The 16,334-nt window shown below is 59.2% G+C and carries 10 protein-coding genes; 7 read left to right on the top strand and 3 right to left on the bottom strand.

Going from position 1 to position 16,334, the window contains the following annotated elements; genetic code table 11:
• Positions 1 to 238: 238 nt before the first annotated feature.
• Genes ACCD05_RS19670 through glgB form a run of 3 tightly spaced genes read left to right on the top strand, consistent with a single transcriptional unit; the run spans position 239 to position 8,947 of the window.
• Positions 239 to 3,445, top strand: coding sequence for a maltotransferase domain-containing protein (locus ACCD05_RS19670; RefSeq protein ID WP_413394778.1), 3,207 nt, complete (start codon positions 239 to 241; stop codon positions 3,443 to 3,445).
• 1 nt (position 3,446) lies between these two features.
• Positions 3,447 to 6,743 (top strand): maltose alpha-D-glucosyltransferase, encoded by a 3,297-nt coding sequence (gene treS, locus ACCD05_RS19665; protein WP_413394776.1) that lies wholly within the window; start codon positions 3,447 to 3,449, stop codon positions 6,741 to 6,743.
• Positions 6,740 to 8,947, top strand: a complete 2,208-nt coding sequence (gene glgB / locus ACCD05_RS19660; protein ID WP_413394773.1) for a 1,4-alpha-glucan branching protein GlgB — start codon at positions 6,740 to 6,742, stop codon at positions 8,945 to 8,947. Before treS ends, glgB begins: the two co-directional genes overlap by 4 nt.
• A gap of 285 nt (positions 8,948 to 9,232) precedes the next feature.
• Here the strand turns inward: glgB and ACCD05_RS19655 are convergent, their stop codons facing one another.
• Positions 9,233 to 9,484, bottom strand: coding sequence for a DUF4142 domain-containing protein (locus tag ACCD05_RS19655; protein WP_313760645.1), 252 nt, complete (start codon positions 9,482 to 9,484; stop codon positions 9,233 to 9,235).
• A gap of 97 nt (positions 9,485 to 9,581) precedes the next feature.
• Entirely contained in the window at positions 9,582 to 10,406 is an 825-nt protein-coding gene (locus ACCD05_RS19650; RefSeq protein ID WP_112436697.1) for a manganese catalase family protein, read from the bottom strand.
• Positions 10,407 to 10,567: 161 nt separating this feature from the next.
• On the opposite strand from ACCD05_RS19650, the gene ACCD05_RS19645 reads away from it, so the two are divergent.
• The 4 genes from ACCD05_RS19645 (at position 10,568) to ACCD05_RS19630 (ending at position 15,826) form a co-directional block, all read left to right on the top strand.
• Positions 10,568 to 10,828, top strand: coding sequence for a DUF982 domain-containing protein (locus ACCD05_RS19645; RefSeq protein ID WP_112436703.1), 261 nt, complete (start codon positions 10,568 to 10,570; stop codon positions 10,826 to 10,828).
• A gap of 668 nt (positions 10,829 to 11,496) precedes the next feature.
• Positions 11,497 to 13,275, top strand: a complete 1,779-nt coding sequence (gene treZ, locus ACCD05_RS19640; RefSeq protein ID WP_413394770.1) for a malto-oligosyltrehalose trehalohydrolase — start codon at positions 11,497 to 11,499, stop codon at positions 13,273 to 13,275.
• A 1-nt stretch (position 13,276) separates the two neighbouring features.
• Positions 13,277 to 15,160 carry a 4-alpha-glucanotransferase gene (malQ, locus tag ACCD05_RS19635; RefSeq protein WP_413394768.1) on the top strand — a complete coding sequence of 628 codons (1,884 nt, stop codon included), beginning with the start codon at positions 13,277 to 13,279 and terminating at the stop codon, positions 15,158 to 15,160.
• 174 nt (positions 15,161 to 15,334) lie between these two features.
• Positions 15,335 to 15,826, top strand: coding sequence for a sigma-70 family RNA polymerase sigma factor (locus ACCD05_RS19630; RefSeq protein WP_413394766.1), 492 nt, complete (start codon positions 15,335 to 15,337; stop codon positions 15,824 to 15,826).
• 6 nt (positions 15,827 to 15,832) lie between these two features.
• On the opposite strand, the gene ACCD05_RS19625 is transcribed toward ACCD05_RS19630, so the two are convergent.
• On the bottom strand, positions 15,833 to 16,177 hold the full coding sequence (locus ACCD05_RS19625) for a response regulator (protein WP_283193703.1): 345 nt from the start codon (positions 16,175 to 16,177) through the stop codon (positions 15,833 to 15,835).
• Positions 16,178 to 16,334 lie beyond the last annotated feature (157 nt).

Below are 16,334 nucleotides of genomic sequence, written 5' to 3'. Positions count from 1 at the left end.
GGCTCTTGACGCTCGCGTCGTCCTGGCCGGGAACACTTCCATCGCAAATCACTCTTCACGTCGAACCGACCCGGGCAATCGCCTCGATTGTCGGGCGCACCACCTTGGCGAGGCCATGAATCGCTTCGAGCGCGACAATTCCAAACCTCCCCTAGGAACAAGGACATCGTCTGGAAGTTTCGATGGCTCTGGTCAAGGAACCTGGCGCTGAACGCGCCCGCTCGTGGAGACACCACCGATGATACCTCCGAGCCGCGCCGAAAGCTCGAGACCCCGCATATATTATGTCAATCCACTCGACCTGCCCGACGAGATGAGCTGGCTCGCCATGTTCGATCATGCCGCCTCATTGAACTTCAACGCGGTACTGACGGGTCCATTTTTTCAAAGGCATGATCCGGGAGGAAGCATTTTTGCTTCCGTCGACTACGACTCCATCGATCCGGCGTTACGATTTACGGGTGGGGTTGAAGAAAGCGCCGCGTTTTTGTGTGAAGCCGCAAGATCGCGGGGCGTCGCTCTCATGATGGATGTCGCGTTCACCGCGAGCGGATCAAGCCTCGGCGATGGGCCGGGTTCGCTCGATCCGCGACGTTCGCCATCCGCGCCTTGGCGGCATTCGGTTAAAGCGCCCGATATAGACGGCCTCAACGACGTTGTGTCGCGGCTATCTTCTCTTGGCGTCTCCGGATTTCGCTACATGGGCCTTGATGCATTGAGCGACGCGGATCTTCATCGCGTTGCTCGATCGGCAACGGGCACGGCTCAGTCGTTGCGGCTGGTTTACACGCCCGGCACCGATTTCGCCTTTCGCGGAAAGTTACGGGACCTTGGCTTCGACGGTGTGTTCTCCTCGCTCGCGTGGTGGAACATGCGCGATGGCTGGTTTCTAGAGGAACACCGTTTGCAACAGCGACTTGGCATGCAAGTCGCCTTTCCCGAAGCACCGTTCGCGACCAGGCTCGCGCATGGAACCGATAGCCAAGAGATACGCCAGCGCAAGTCCCTTCGCTCGCTCTGGCTCTCCGCGAGACTTGGCGACGGCATCATGATCCCCATGGGATTCGAATTCGGCGCCGTCTTGCCACAAGACGCGACCCGAGGCGCGGGCCAAAACGTGCGTATGATGCGTTCAAACGGCGGGTTCGATATTTCCGCCGCGGTTAGAGAGGCCAACGAGGTGATGGCATCGCGAAAAACGGTCGCGCCTTTCGCCCATGAAACTTCCGCTCGAGTGACCGTCATCACCCTCTCGGACGCCGCGGATCTTCGCGTGGCGAAGCATGTGGAATTGCTCGCCATTAACCGCGATCTTCGCAATCCTTCCTCGTACCCCATTGACATCATATCGGCGGCCGCCCCGCCATTCTTTCCCGATCAAGAAGCCACGAGCGGCGTGCTTTCGCCCGGCGATGTCGCGTTGCTCCCCGCGGCCGCGAGCGCCGTGATCGCGAATGAGATCGTTACCTCGCCGGGGAAGGCAACAGACCAATCAGCACGAATCGCGATAGAAAACATTGAGCCTAGGGTCGAAGGCGGACGTTTTCCCGCCAAGCGGGTCGTCGGCGATTTGGTCTCCGTTCAAGCCGACATTTTCGCCGACGGTCACGATCGAATAGAGGCAGCCCTGCTGTATCGAGCGGTGGACGATGATGCGTGGCGGGGGGCACCGTTGGCGCTTGATGGCAACGATCGATGGGTCGGCGCGTTTCGACTGGACAGGATTGGCCGGTTTGAATTTTGCGTTGAAGCCTGGAAGAATCCATTCGCCATATATCGCCATGAGCTCTCCAAGAAAGCGCAGGCCGGTCTCGATCTCACCCTGGAACTGATCGAGGGAGAGACCCTGGTCGGTAAAGCCACCGCCGCGATGACCGGTGGGACGAGCGACCCCGCGCTGCGCGAAAGGCTTCTCGGGATCGTTGCTAGTCTCGATGACGCGGACGCAACCGAGAAGACGCGGCTGCTTTTGTCATCTCGTCTATCGGATCTGATGCTTGAAGCCGGCGCGCGATTATTCCGGGTGCGGTCAACGCCTTCGTTGATAGATGCGGAACGCGTGGAGGCATCGTTTGCTAGCTGGTACCAGGTGTTTCCGCGATCGCAAAGTGGAGACGTGAACCGGCACGGCACTTTTGACGACGTCATCGCTCGATTACCCGCGATCCGCGCGATGGGATTTGATGTCCTTTATTTTCCACCGATCCATCCGATCGGAAGCACGAACCGGAAAGGTCGAAACAACAGTCTTTTGGCCGCGCCAGATGATCCGGGGAGCCCCTACGCGATTGGCTCGGCGGATGGCGGGCATGATGCGATCCACCCTCGGCTTGGCGGGTTCGATTCCTTTCGACGGTTGATCGCGGCGACCAGGCAGGAAGGTCTGGAACTGGCGTTGGATCTTGCAATTCAGGCGTCACCAGACCACCCTTGGCTGAAGGAGCACCCGGGCTGGTTTGAATGGCGGCCGGATGGGACGATTCGTTACGCCGAAAACCCGCCAAAAAAATACGAGGACATTGTCAACGTCGACTTCTACGCGCGAGACGCTTTGCCAGCGCTTTGGGAGGAGTTGAGAGATATCGTCCAACTATGGGTCAACGAGGGCGTCAAGCTCTTTCGCGTGGACAACCCGCATACAAAGCCGTTTCCCTTCTGGGAATGGCTGATCGGTGACATTCGCGCCCGACATCCCGACGTTGTGTTTCTTTCGGAAGCGTTCACCAGACCCAAGGTGATGTATCGGCTGGCTAAAGTGGGCTTTTCGCAGTCGTATACCTATTTTACATGGCGCGACAGCCGGTGGGAGCTCGAGCAGTACATGCTCGAGATCACTCAGACCGAGGCACGGGAATACTTTCGGCCCCACTTTTTCGTCAACACGCACGACATCAATCCGGACTTTCTCCAAGACGCCCCGCGGCCAGCGTTTGTCATTCGCGCCGCCCTGGCCGCCACGCTTTCCGGTCTGTGGGGCGTTTACAACGGATTTGAGCTTTGCGAGGGCCGACCAGACGTCAAGCGCAAGGAATACGCCGACAGCGAGAAATACGAGATCCGCGCCTGGGACTATGACCGCCCCGGCAACATCAAGGCGGAAATAACGATGTTGAACCGGATCCGACGAGATAATTCCGCGCTCCATTCCCATCTTGGGCTCACGCTTCTCAGCTCATCAAATCCAAATGTGATCTTCTTCGAAAAAGCCGCGCCCGGCCGCCATAACGTTCTCCTTATCGGGATCTGCCTGAACCCGCATGGCGTGGAGGAAAGCACTGTTGAAATTCCCCTATGGAAATCGGGCAAGGACGACGGTGGAACGATCGACGTGGAAGACTTGGTCAGCGGCGGCCGGTTCTCGCTAACGGGGAAGTGGCGGACGCTCAGGCTCGATCCATCGCATTTGCCGTTCGCCATCTGGCGCGTCGAAACAGGAGAGATTTGATATGGACGACGTGTCAATAGGCGCAAGCGCCACGCAGACCGCGGACGTCACTTCGTGGTACAAGGACGCCATCATCTATCAACTGCATATAAAGTCCTTTTACGACGCCAACGGTGACGGAATAGGCGATTTCCAAGGCCTTTTCGAGAAGCTCGATCACATCGCGGCGTTGGGTGCGACCGCCATCTGGCTCCTGCCGTTCTTTCCCTCACCCAGACGAGACGATGGTTACGACATCGCGGACTACGGCAGCGTCAGTTCCGATTACGGGACCATCGACGATTTCCGCAAATTCGTCTCAGCGGCCCATCAACGCAATATTCGAGTGATCATGGAGCTGGTCATCAACCACACCTCCGACCAACATCCATGGTTTCAAAGGGCGAGGCTAGCGCCTCCGGATAGTCCGGAGCGCGATTTCTATGTCTGGTCGGACAATGACCAAAAGTTTCCCGAGACCCGCATCATTTTCCTTGATACCGAAAAGTCTAACTGGACGTGGGATCAGACGGCGGGTGCGTACTATTGGCACCGCTTCTATTCGCACCAGCCAGACCTGAATTTCGACAATCCTCTCGTCATGAAGGAACTCCTGTCAGTGATGCGCTTTTGGCTTGAGACCGGGATAGACGGTTTTCGTTTGGATGCCATTCCCTACCTGGTCGAACGCGAGGGGACCAACAACGAGAACCTACCTGAAACGCACGCGATCCTGAAGCGCATCCGAGCAGCTCTCGACGAGACCCATCCCGGCGTCATGTTACTCGCCGAGGCAAACCAGTGGCCCGAGGATACCCGCGAGTATTTCGGAGAGGGCGACGAGTGTCACATGGCGTTCCATTTCCCTCTCATGCCGCGCATGTACATGGCCATCGCCAAGGAAGATCGTTTCCCGATCACGGACATCATGCGGCAAACGCCGGATATCCCCGACACCTGCCAGTGGGCGATCTTCCTCAGAAATCATGACGAATTGACGCTCGAGATGGTGACGGACGCGGAACGCGATTACCTCTGGGACACCTACGCGTCCGACAAGAGGGCACGCATAAATCTCGGAATCCGTCGGCGCCTGGCGCCTCTGATGGAGCGCGATCGCAGACGGATCGAGCTGATGAACGCGCTTCTGCTATCGATGCCCGGCACGCCCGTGCTTTACTACGGCGACGAGATCGGGATGGGTGACAACATCTATCTCGGCGATCGTGACGGCGTCCGCACGCCGATGCAGTGGTCTCCCGATCGCAATGGCGGTTTTTCCAAGGCCAATCCCGCGCGCCTGGTCCTTCCGCCAGTATCGGACGCTCAATACGGTTACGAGGCCCTCAACGTCGAATCCCAGACCTCCGACGCGCACTCGTTGTTGAACTGGACCCGGCGCATGCTGGCGCTGCGCGGCCGGCACCCCGCCTTCGGTAGGGGATCGCTCCGATTTCTGACGCCGGACAACAGGCGCATCCTTGCCTATCTTCGTGAATACGCGGGCGAGGTGATCCTGTGCGTCGCCAATCTGTCGAGAGTACCCCAAGCCGTCGAGCTCGACCTCTCGACCTTCGAGGGAAGAGTGCCCGTCGAAATGACGGGCATGTCGCCTTTCCCGCCGATTGGACAGCTCACCTATCTTCTGACGCTGCCGCCATATGGCTTTTTCTGGTTTCAACTCACCGATCAATCGGACGGTCCAGCGTGGCGCACCGCTCCGCCCGAGCAACTTCCAGATTTTCACACGGTCGTCATACGCCGAAGCCTCACGGAGCTCGTGGACGAACCCCGGCACGAACGGGTTTTGAGCGGCGACATCCTTCCAGCATATCTATCCAGACGGCGTTGGTTTGGCGCCAAGGACCAATCGCTTCAATCGGCAAGGCTGGTTTCAGCCACCCCGATCCCCTTCGCCGATGGCGTCGTGCTCGGCGAGCTGGAAGCCGTCCTACCTGATCACGTCGAGAGCTATCAACTTCCACTCGCCGTGGAATGGGACGACGCAACGACCAACATCCTTGGCCAGCAGCTTGCCTTGGCAAGGATTAGACAGGGGCGGCGTGTCGGATTTCTGACGGACGGCTTTACCGTGGAATCCATGGGGCGAGGGATAATCGAGGGCCTGAAAAACAGATCGATGATTACCGGTCGTTCCGGTACGATCGAATATATTGGCACCGAGCATCTTGACCGCCTCGAGATCACCGACGAAATGGAAATCAGGTGGCTTTCGGCCGAACAGTCCAATAGTTCGCTCATCATCGGCGACGTCGCGATGATCAAGCTCATCAGGCACGTGTTCGAGGGTATTCACCCCGAAGTCGAGATGACCCGCTTTCTTACAGAGCGAGGCTATGAACATACCGCGCCCCTTCTTGGCGAGGTCGCTCGCACCGATGGAGAAGGTCGACGGTCGACCCTCGTCGTGGTTCAAGGCGCGATCCGCAATCAAGGCGACGCGTGGAACTGGATGCTGGCCAATCTGAGGCGGATCGCGGACGAGGTGGCGACCACGGAAGCCGGCCTGGATCTTGCCGACGACCAGCTAGACCCGCTCCTCAATTTCGTTGCCATGATTGGCCAACGCCTTGGTGAGCTGCACGTGCTCCTGGCCAAACCGACCGATGACCAATCGTTCGCGCCACGACACGCCTCGTCGACTGACGTCGATACCATCAAGACAGCGGTCACCGGTGAGATCGCGTACGCTTTCTCGAAATTGCGGGAACTGGGCGACACTGGCGATAACGCGGTCGACGAAGGCGTTCGCGACTTACTCTCTCGCAAGGAGCAGATTCTCGAGCTTGCCGCCCAGCGTTCGGAGAAATCCGCGGCAACGTTGTTGACACGCGCGCACGGCGATTTCCATCTCGGGCAGATCCTGGTGTCGGAGGGCGACGCTGTCATCATCGACTTCGAGGGCGAACCAGCGCGAAATCTCGCCGAACGTCGCGCCAAGACAAGCCCACTGCGGGACGCGGCGGGCCTGCTGCGTTCGCTCGACTACCTCGTGGCGACGGCGACCCTGGAGAACGACGCGGTGTCCGATCATCACGACGAGCGTCGGCGGCTCGTCATCAGTCGGTTCGGAGGCTCCGCCGAAAAAGCGTTCCTTGAAAACTATACCCGAGCCCTTTCGGCGTCACCGGAGCTGCCGAGCGATCCGAAAACCGTCGGCGAGCTTCTCGACATTTTCCTCCTGGAAAAGGCAGCCTATGAAATCGCCTACGAAGCGCGCAATCGACCAAAATGGCTGCCAATACCACTGTTTGGATTTTCGAAAATCGTTTCACCTTGGCGGGGGGATCGCGCATGATGGAGACCGAGGTGGTGATGACATCGGATCTAGATCCAGGCGAACTCGCCGCGATCGTCGAGGGCAGGCACGGCGACCCCTTCGCGGTTCTTGGACCTCACCCGGCGCTGGACGGCAAGGTAAAAATCCGTACCTTTGCTCCTGGAGCGCTAGGCGTCGAATTGCTTGATCGTGGCGACGGATCGGTCTTGGCGGTATCGTTGCTGGTTGACGCCGGGGGATTGTTCGAGGCGGCCCTGGAGGGCGGAGCATCATACAGGCTGAGGATTATCTGGCCTCAAGGGTCACAAGAGACGGAGGATCCCTACAGCTTCGCACCGCTATTGGGTGATCTCGATCTGCATTTGATATCGCAGGGCACTCATTACCGCCTTTCGTCGGCGCTTGGCGCCAACCCGCTTGTCGTCGACGGCGTCGAGGGCGTCCGCTTCGCCGTTTGGGCGCCGAACGCGCGCAGGGTCTCCGTCGTGGGGGATTTCAACAGTTGGGACGGTCGCAGACATCCAATGAGACTAAGGCGTGAAGCAGGGGTTTGGGAACTCTTCATTCCTGGCTTGACCGTCGGCGAGCGCTACAAGTTCGAGATTGTCGACAGTCACGGCAACCTGCTAGCCCAGAAAGCCGACCCAGTGGCACGCAGTGCCGAGGCCGCCCCTTCCACCGCTTCCGTGGTCGCATCGCCGGAACCTGTCAGGTGGCGCGACGCTTCATGGATGGAGAAACGCGCGACGACGGATGTCATGGATCGGCCGATCTCGATCTACGAGGTTCATCCAGGGTCTTGGCTGAGGGAGATGTCCGACGGCGGAAGGTCGCTCGACTGGTTCGAGCTTTCGCAACGACTGGTGCCGTATGTCAAGGAGATGGGGTTCACCCATATGGAGCTCATGCCGATCATGGAGTATCCGTTCGGCGGATCGTGGGGATATCAACCCTTGGGACTTTTCGCGCCCACGGGAAGATACGGCACGCCCGAGGACTTTGGATATTTCGTCAACCGATGCCATGAGAGCGACATTGGCGTTATCTTGGACTGGGTTCCGGCCCATTTCCCAAGCGACGTATGGGGACTGGCCCGCTTCGACGGTACCGCCCTGTACGAGCACGAGGACCCACGGGAAGGGTATCACCGGGACTGGAACACACTGATATACAATCTTGGACGATCCGAGGTGAAAAACTTCCTGATCGCCAGCGCTCTCGAGTGGTTGGAACGGTATCATGTCGATGGTCTGCGCGTCGACGCGGTGGCCTCGATGCTTTATCGGGACTACAGCCGCCCTGAAGGGGAGTGGATCCCCAACCGGTTTGGTGGTCGAGAGAACCTGGAAGCGATCGAGTTTTTCAAGCACCTCAACAGCGTCGTTCACGAACGCCATCCCAACGTGTTGATGATTGCCGAGGAATCCACCGCCTTTCCGAAAGTGACGGGATCGCCCGCCCACGGAGGTCTGGGTTTCGACATGAAATGGAACATGGGGTGGATGCATGACACTCTTCACTACATGTCGGATGATCCGGTCTATCGAAAATACCACCACGGTTCCATGACGTTCGGCATGATCTACGCATATGACGAGCGGTTCGTGTTGCCGTTTTCCCATGACGAGGTGGTGCACGGAAAAGGCTCGATGCTGGGAAAGATGCCGGGCGACGAATGGGGCAAACTCGCTAATCTAAGAGCGCTGTTCGCTTTCATGTGGGGCCATCCAGGCAAAAAGCTGCTGTTCATGGGTTGCGAAATTGGCCAGCGAAGTGAATGGAACCACGAGGGTTCGGTCGAATGGGATCTGCTCGACGATCCTCGTCATCGAGGGCTCCAGCGATTGGTAAGGGACCTGAATCGGGTATATTCGCATTTTCCGAGCCTTCAGCACGGCGATCTGAATTCGGATGGGTTCGAGTGGGCGGTCGCCGACGATTCCGAGCGATCCGTCCTGGCCATGGTCCGGTACGATAAGACGCGGAGCAGCGCTTGCCTCGTTGTATCGAACCTTACTCCCGTGCCTCGCCACGCCTACAGGATAGGCGTGCCCTTGGATGGCTTGTGGCGTAGGATACTGAGCACGGACGATGTGGTCTATGGTGGGTCGGGAATGGACGCTCTCGATGCCACGGGCCAACCCGTACCCGCTCACGGTCGTTCATTCTCGATCGAAGCCGACTTGCCGCCGTTATCCACGCTCATGTTCATCAAGGAATAGGAGTTGACGAGCGCGGAAGCAAAAAAATCCCGTGGCAAGTCGCGCGACTATTACCTCATGACTAAATCCCAAAGGTGGCTCAAATAACGCGAGCCGACACGTCGTGAGTATCTCTATGTGTTGGCTAATCCCTGGACACGAGCTAAATGCATGCGCGGGTCCGGCATCATCGCATGGCGAGTTCCTCAAGGAACCGTCTCCGGACCGTCCCTCTGATACGCCTCGAACATTTCGAATGTCTGCTGATGAGCGATCATTTGCGTCGAGAGACACGCCAGGTCCAGATTAGCGGCGTCGCTCGCTCGTAACGCGTCGAGTTTTTCCATGCTCCAAGTCGAGCGATCGCGCGACGGTCACAGCATCGCTCCTGGCGGCTTCCGAGAGCGGCGTCGCTGCTTGGCCGTGGTTCCGCGGCATATCCTGGGCGAACGTGGCATCGTTCGCTCGCCCCCTGGCGACTTCGACTTTCGCCGCATCCATCTCGAGCAGATTTGACGTGATGACCTTTCGCGCGAATTCCTGCTTCGCGCGCGTCATCGGAAGTCGCGGCGGGTAGCGCGGTCAGGCAGACAGAAAGGCTGGAAAATATCCTTCATCGCTCATCCGGCGAGGCGGGCCGAAGCCCGCCATTTTATCAAAGTTGCTCGGCTTGCGCGCCGCTGTTCGGCTTCGCGGATCCAAGATTGGGTGTCTCGCCCATCGGCGATAGAGATCGCATCGAGTACGTTCCCTTGCCATCGACCGATGGCCCTTCCGACCACCGACCCGTGGCCGGGGCGCTGCCGTCGGCTTGAAAGCCGAGATAGGTGTAGCTGAATTCCTGAAGTTCCTTTTCTTGGGGAAAGCTGTTGGGGATTGGAAAAACGCCGGTGGGACCACCAAGCTCCTCGAGCGCGGCCAACCACTGGTTCTGGTGCATCGTGTCGCGCGCGATGAGGTAGGAAAGCATTTCCTTCATGCCCGCGTCGTTTGTCAGATTGAAGAGACGCACCGCTAGTACCCGCCCAGTGGATTCCGCCGCGACGTTCGCGGTCATGTCGGCCGCGATGTTCCCGCTGGCGTAGATGTGCGACATATCGAACGGGACGCCGTCGGAATCGACGGGCATCGCGGAAAGCCCAGCCGACAGCAGGTTCTTCATGTTGAGGCCGCCGAGCACCGCGCTCGCCACCGGGTCCGCCGCGACCTCGTCCTTGACCGAGACCGGCGCCCCTTCCAAATTGAGCGCGACGGCGGTCGCCAGCATCTCTATATGTCCCAGCTCCTCCGCGGCCGTGTTCATCAAGAGGTCGCGGAACTTTGGATTGCCACGGGCTCCACAGGCCTGGAAAAAGTACTGCATGGCGACGCGAATTTCTCCCTCAACCCCGCCGATCGCCTGCTGCAAGGCTCGCGCGAATTGTGGGTCGGGCGTCTCAACGCGCACGGGGAATTGCAGTTTCCCGTCAGTATAGAACATTTTCGATCTCCATGTGTTTTGGTTGCACCCACCCAACCCTGGCTTTCGCCACGGGTTCCCAACCGGATGGCTCGTGTCCGTTAGCGCACGAACCGACCGGTGGAGGAACTTGGCGGCCCGGGCGTGGTTTGTCGGCAAAGATGTCAAGAAAGGAGCCCCTCATGGAAAGGATTATTGACGTGGACTTCCACGTTACCTGGGAGACGCCCGTTTTCGTGAGGATAGGAACAGGGTTCCGCGAACGGATAGACGGGCCCGACGCGGCACTCTCGGAGCTTCTTCGCCGCTGGCCATCCAATACTTACCCGGAATACGCGATCGCCAAGCGCCGTTGCGTGGACGCCATCGCCCGCCACGGCAGCCCGGAGCTCGCTCGACGGGCATTCGTGGAGGCCGCCGTGGTGGCCAAGGTACTTGCATGACAGCAACGCGGAGGATTCCAAGCGCTGACTTTCCAATCGCCGCTGGCCCGCGACTTGGAACCGGGCTTGCCCGTCCATTCAACGCAATCCTGCCGCGCCAACGGCTCCAGTCGCATCACGGATCAGGTCTTGTTCATCCAGCCAACGCCCCCGGCCGGGGAACCCGGATCAATGTCACGGGTTCCTGACGACCATCTACATTATTGGAGGCTAGAAATGACGCCACCAGCAGCGCTTGTCACCGGAGCCGGCCTGGCGATTGGGAGGGCCGCGGCGTTGGCACGTGCCGCTGAAGGGTTGAAGGTCGGAGCACTCGCGCGCGACCGGGATGTGTGCGCCAAGCCATCCAGCTTCATGCGGACATTTCGCACGAGCACGCGATGCGGAAGCGATCGGACAGCTCGTTGCGGGGTTTGGCGGAGTATGCAACCAACGCTCGACGCCAACACGAGCACCGGAAAGCGAAGGAGCCGGGATACGCGTCGGTCGCCCGAAGGCCGGTCACCCATCAAGAACCGGCACCACGGCCGGGCAAGGACGGTGAGGACGTGATCGTCTTTTCGCGTCTCAAGTATCTCGGCACGTCCGGTTCGTCCACCTTGGTCGAACGTCGGGCGGGAGTGCCGCGTCGGTTTCAACATGTATTTGGATAACGAGGTGATGTCGTGATGGATTATTCCTTTGGCCCTCGGTTTCTTGACGACGGCGTCGAGTTTCGGCTTTGGGCCCCCTTCATGGATAAGGTTCTCTTGAGCGTCGACGGCCGTGAGCCCTGGCGAATGGAGCGGGATGATGACGGTTGGCATCGATGCCGCGTCGCTGAAGTGGGACCCGGTGACCTCTACAGGTTCATTTTACCGGACGGAACGGCGGTCCCCGATCCCGCCTCGCGCCATCAGCCCCACGACGTTCACGGCCCAAGTGAACTCGTCGACCTGAAGGCCCACCGATGGAACACGAATTCATGGCCGGGCCGGCCTTGGGAGGAAGTCGTTCTGTACGAGGCCCATATCGGCTCGTTCACCGCGCAGGGGACGTTCCGAGCCGCGATCGAAAAACTGGACCATCTGGCGAGCCTTGGTGTTACCGCCATTCAAATCATGCCTGTCAGTGACTTCCCTGGCCGCTGCAACTGGGGCTATGACGGCGTCCTCCCCTATGCCCCCGACGCCACCTATGGCCGCCCGGAGGATTTGATGGCGCTGGTGGATGCCGCTCACCAACGCGGCATTTGCATCTTCATGGATGTCGTCTACAACCACTTCGGGCCGGACGGGAACTATCTTCCCAATTACGCGCCGCTTTTCACCGAACATCACAAGACGCCCTGGGGTAACGGTCTTAATTATGACGGCGAGGCTTCGGCCGCCGTTCGGGAATTCATGATTCAGAACGCGATTTTCTGGATTACGGAATTTCGCCTTGACGGTTTGCGTCTTGACGCCGTGCACGCCATCAAGGACGACAGCGAGGAACATCTTTTGCACGAGCTTGCGCGCCGTGTTCGGTGGGCGGCCGACAAACGGCATGTTCACCTCGTCGTCGAGAACGAAGACAACGACAGCGATCTCCTAAAGCGTGACGAGACTGGACGCGCCACCTTATTCACCGCTCAGTGGAACGACGATATGCACCATGTGCTGCACATCGCGGCGACAGGCGAAACGTTCGGCTACTATCAGGATTATGCCGATGAGCCTGACAAGCTCGGGCGGGCGCTCGCGCAGGGTTTCGTGTTTCAAGGCGAACATATGCCATATCGTGGCGGAAATCGCGGCAAGCCGACACGCGACCTACCACCGACCGCCTTCGTTTCCTTCATTCAAAATCATGATCAGATTGGGAATCGGGCGCTCGGCGACCGCATGATCACATACCGGCCGCTCGACCGGCTCAAGGCCATCGCGACGCTCTATTTGTTGTCGCCACAGATCCCTATGCTGTTCATGGGCGAGGAATGGGGCGCGCGCGAGCCGTTTCCATATTTTTGTGATTTCAATGAAGAATTGAACGGAAAGGTGAGGGAGGGACGCCGAAAGGAGCTGTCTCGTCTTCCCGGCTTCGACACCGATGAGCTTCTCGATCCGACCGCGATGTCGACGTTCGAAATGGCCAGGCTCGACTGGTCCAGGCTCGCCGAACCACAAGCGCTGGAAATGCTCGCGCTTTATCGGTCACTTCTCACGCTGCGGCATCAACGGATTGTTCCCTTGCTCAAGGGGACCGGTGGCGGGGTGGGAAGGCACCACCGACATGGGAGCATGACCGTTGCCGAGTGGGTGCTGAACAATGGGTCAACGCTACGTCTGCTCGCGAACCTTTCGGATAAGACAGGAACACCGCCATCACCACCCTCTGGCGAAGTCATTTTCTCACGTGGTGCGGCCACCGACGAGATTTTCGGGCCATGGGCCGTGACAGCCATCATTAGTCCGGCGGCCAATTGAGATGCGAGAGCGTATTCCAGAAAGAAAAATATTGGAACCGAATCTTGACCAGCTTGCGCGAGAACACGGGATCAGCCTCACAAGGCCGAGCCCGGAGAATGTGGAGGTGCCGATCACGGACGCTACCAAGCGAAAAATTCTGGCCGCGTTAGGGGTCGAGACCGACCCCGCCCGCCAAACCGCCCCCAAGCCCACACCAAGGCAAGTAGTGGAAAAGATCGTTCCCAAGTCGTTTCTGCCCGGCTTTCTCGAGGGAAAGCGGGTCTGGGGGATCAGCCTGCAGCTCTATGAGCTTCGCTCGGCGCGCAACTGGGGCATGGGCGACTTCGACGATCTTGTTCAAATGATCACGATCGCTGCTTCCCAGGGCGCTGACTTCGTTGGCCTTAATCCACTGCATGCGCCATTCCTGGCCGACCCGGAGCGATGCAGTCCCTATGAACCCTCGAACCGGCAAATGCTCAATCCGTTATATATAGCAGCCGACAAGATCACGGGTTTTGAAAGCAATCCAGAATTGGACGCGAGATTGGAGGCGCTAAGGCAAACCGACCTCGTGGACTATCTCGGCGTCGCCGAGACGAAGATAAAGGTGCTGCGTGATCTATGGAAAAAATTCCAGGCGGCGAGGGGCGAGTTTGCGGATGAATGGCGGGCGTTCGACGCTTTCGTCATGGAAGGAGGTGAAAGTCTTCGACGGCACGCCATGTTCGAAACCCTGTCGTCGCACATGGGCGGGCTTGGACGGGGCACGGGCTGGAAATCATGGCCGATCCATTACCAGCGCGCCACCAGCTCCGAGGCTGCCGTTTTCGCCAAGGAACACGCCGAAACAATCGACTTTCACATGTGGCTGCAATGGCATGCGCATCAGCAACTGATGACTGCCGCGCGGGCCGCGCGCCAAGAGGGTCTCCGGATTGGCCTCTATCTCGATCTGGCTGTCGGCGAGGCGATCGATGGGTCGGCCACCTGGGGTGAGCGCGACGCCTACATCTCCGACGCGACCATCGGAAGCCCCCCTGACCCGTTCGCGACGCAAGGACAGGATTGGCATCTGGCGGCCTTTCATCCCGCCGCCATGGCGTCAGGAGGCGAGGCGCCTTTTCGGCGCATGCTGTCCTCGGCGATGCGCTACGCGGGAGCCATCAGGATCGATCACGCCGCGGCGCTCCGACGTCTGTTTCTCGTGCCGATCGAATGCACGCCGGATCAGGGCGCTTACGTCGACTATCCGCGAGATGAACTGCTGCGAATTCTGGCCGAGACCTCCAAAAGGTTTCGGTGTATCGTCATCGGGGAAGATCTTGGGGTGCTCCCCGACGGCCTTCGGGAAGATCTGGCCGCGGCTGGAGTTTTATCCTACCGAATTTTGTCCTACGAGCGTGGAGAGCACGGCTTCAAGCCCGCCGACGCCTATCCTCGGCTGTCTATCGCGTGCATTTCGACCCATGATCATCAAACGTTGGCTGGCTGGTGGCGTGGCGCCGATATTCAAGCGCGACTGCGACACGGGATCGTCCCCCCGGATGTGACGAAAGCCCATGTCGAGGAGCGGCGTCACGAACGGGAGGATCTCAAGAACGCGCTGGACATTACCGGCACGCACCCGCCCGCTGATCCGCCAGCGGTGACCACCAACGACAAAAAGTTGGAGGAATTGGTCGTGAGCGCGCACGAATTCATCGCCAAGACCTCCTCGATGCTCGCCGCTGTTCGGTTGGCCGACATGACTGACGAAAAGCGCCCAACCAACATTCCCGGCACGAGCGACAGTTACCCAAACTGGAAGCCAAAGCTGTCTGTCGATTTGGATCAGCTATCCAAGCTCCCCCTGCTATTGAAAATCTGCGAGGCGATGCGCGAGGGGCGATCAAACCCCTGACTTGGCTGGAAGATCGTCGCCTCGCGAATAAGCCGTGGCGGTGTCTCCGGCAACCCCGCGATGACCGCTCGAAATCACCAACAATGCGTGCCTGTCTGTACGGTCGGAGACGAAACGTCGTGTCGATGGAACGACTGCCCGCAAGGGATGTTCATCCGACAAGGGAGAGCAACGATGTTGGATGATCGCGCGACTGGTTTCACTGAAGCCGAACTCATGGCAATTCTGCCCGCGTTACAGCAATTCGCTCGGCGATTTCATCGGGGGGCGAGCGACGTCGACGATCTTGTTCAGGAAACCTTGACGAAGGCAATCGGGAGCTCGCACCGGTTCCAGCGCGGTTCGAACCTTCGCTCCTGGCTCTTCACGATAATGCGCAACACCTTCTGCACGAAATACAAGCTCTCAAGGAGGGAACAGGTCGGCGGCCTGGATGACTGCGCTGGCGAGGTTTGGTCACCACCGACCCAGGATTTGGAGCTGCGAGCCCATGAATTGGAGCGGGCCATTGACACGCTGCCGCGAGATTTTCGCTTGGTCGTGGATCTGGTGCTGATCCAGGGGATGAGCTACGAACTCGCCGCCGAGCGTTGCGACGTTCCTGTCGGCACCATCAAGAGCAGGGTGAGCCGCGCCCGCGCGCGCCTGGCCGGCATGCTCGGATAGACGGTGTCAGTGAAGGTCCACCGGACCATTGCCGAACAAAGCCTCGGCGATGGTGCCGAGTTCCGTTGGCTTCCCGCAAAGCGCGAAACCGGTAAACTTCAAGGGCAGGATCGAAGGGTCGTATCCCGTGGCGAATACAAAGGGAATTTCTCGTCGTTCAAGTTCCTCGGCGACCGGGAACACGAGTTCGTCGGCGAGATGGATATCCAGTATGGCGGCGTCGACCTGTTCCGTTTCGAGCAACTCCAAGGCGGCGCCGACAGTGCCCACCGGCCCCACGACGACGGCCCCATTGCTTTCCAGTTCTCGCCGGGTCTCATCGGCTAGGAAATACTCGTCTTCAACGATCAAGACACGTTTTCCGACAAGCAGTCTCAGGGCGGGCCGTCGCACTAGGCTTCTCTCCAGTGGTTAAACAGTCAGCAGCCAAGAAAATATTTCGCTGGCGTGGCAAGTCCCAACACCATTCATGAAGGATAGTTCCACGGGACTGGTGTGGTTACGTTCC

It is taken from the genome of Rhizobium sp. Rhizsp42 (assembly GCF_047304155.1).
Taxonomy (GTDB): domain Bacteria; phylum Pseudomonadota; class Alphaproteobacteria; order Rhizobiales; family Rhizobiaceae; genus Rhizobium.
Note: the sequence above shows the minus strand (reverse complement) of the source record. Positions and strands in the feature narration are given on the sequence as shown.

Coding starts and splice junctions, on each gene's coding strand:
- ACCD05_RS19670 (WP_413394778.1), top strand. CDS start 239: ATGATACCTCCGAGCCGCGCCGAAAGCTCGAGACCCCGCATATATTAT.
- treS (WP_413394776.1), top strand. CDS start 3,447: ATGGACGACGTGTCAATAGGCGCAAGCGCCACGCAGACCGCGGACGTC.
- glgB (WP_413394773.1), top strand. CDS start 6,740: ATGATGGAGACCGAGGTGGTGATGACATCGGATCTAGATCCAGGCGAA.
- ACCD05_RS19655 (WP_313760645.1), bottom strand. CDS start 9,484: ATGACGCGCGCGAAGCAGGAATTCGCGCGAAAGGTCATCACGTCAAAT.
- ACCD05_RS19650 (WP_112436697.1), bottom strand. CDS start 10,406: ATGTTCTATACTGACGGGAAACTGCAATTCCCCGTGCGCGTTGAGACG.
- ACCD05_RS19645 (WP_112436703.1), top strand. CDS start 10,568: ATGGAAAGGATTATTGACGTGGACTTCCACGTTACCTGGGAGACGCCC.
- treZ (WP_413394770.1), top strand. CDS start 11,497: ATGGATTATTCCTTTGGCCCTCGGTTTCTTGACGACGGCGTCGAGTTT.
- malQ (WP_413394768.1), top strand. CDS start 13,277: ATGCGAGAGCGTATTCCAGAAAGAAAAATATTGGAACCGAATCTTGAC.
- ACCD05_RS19630 (WP_413394766.1), top strand. CDS start 15,335: ATGTTGGATGATCGCGCGACTGGTTTCACTGAAGCCGAACTCATGGCA.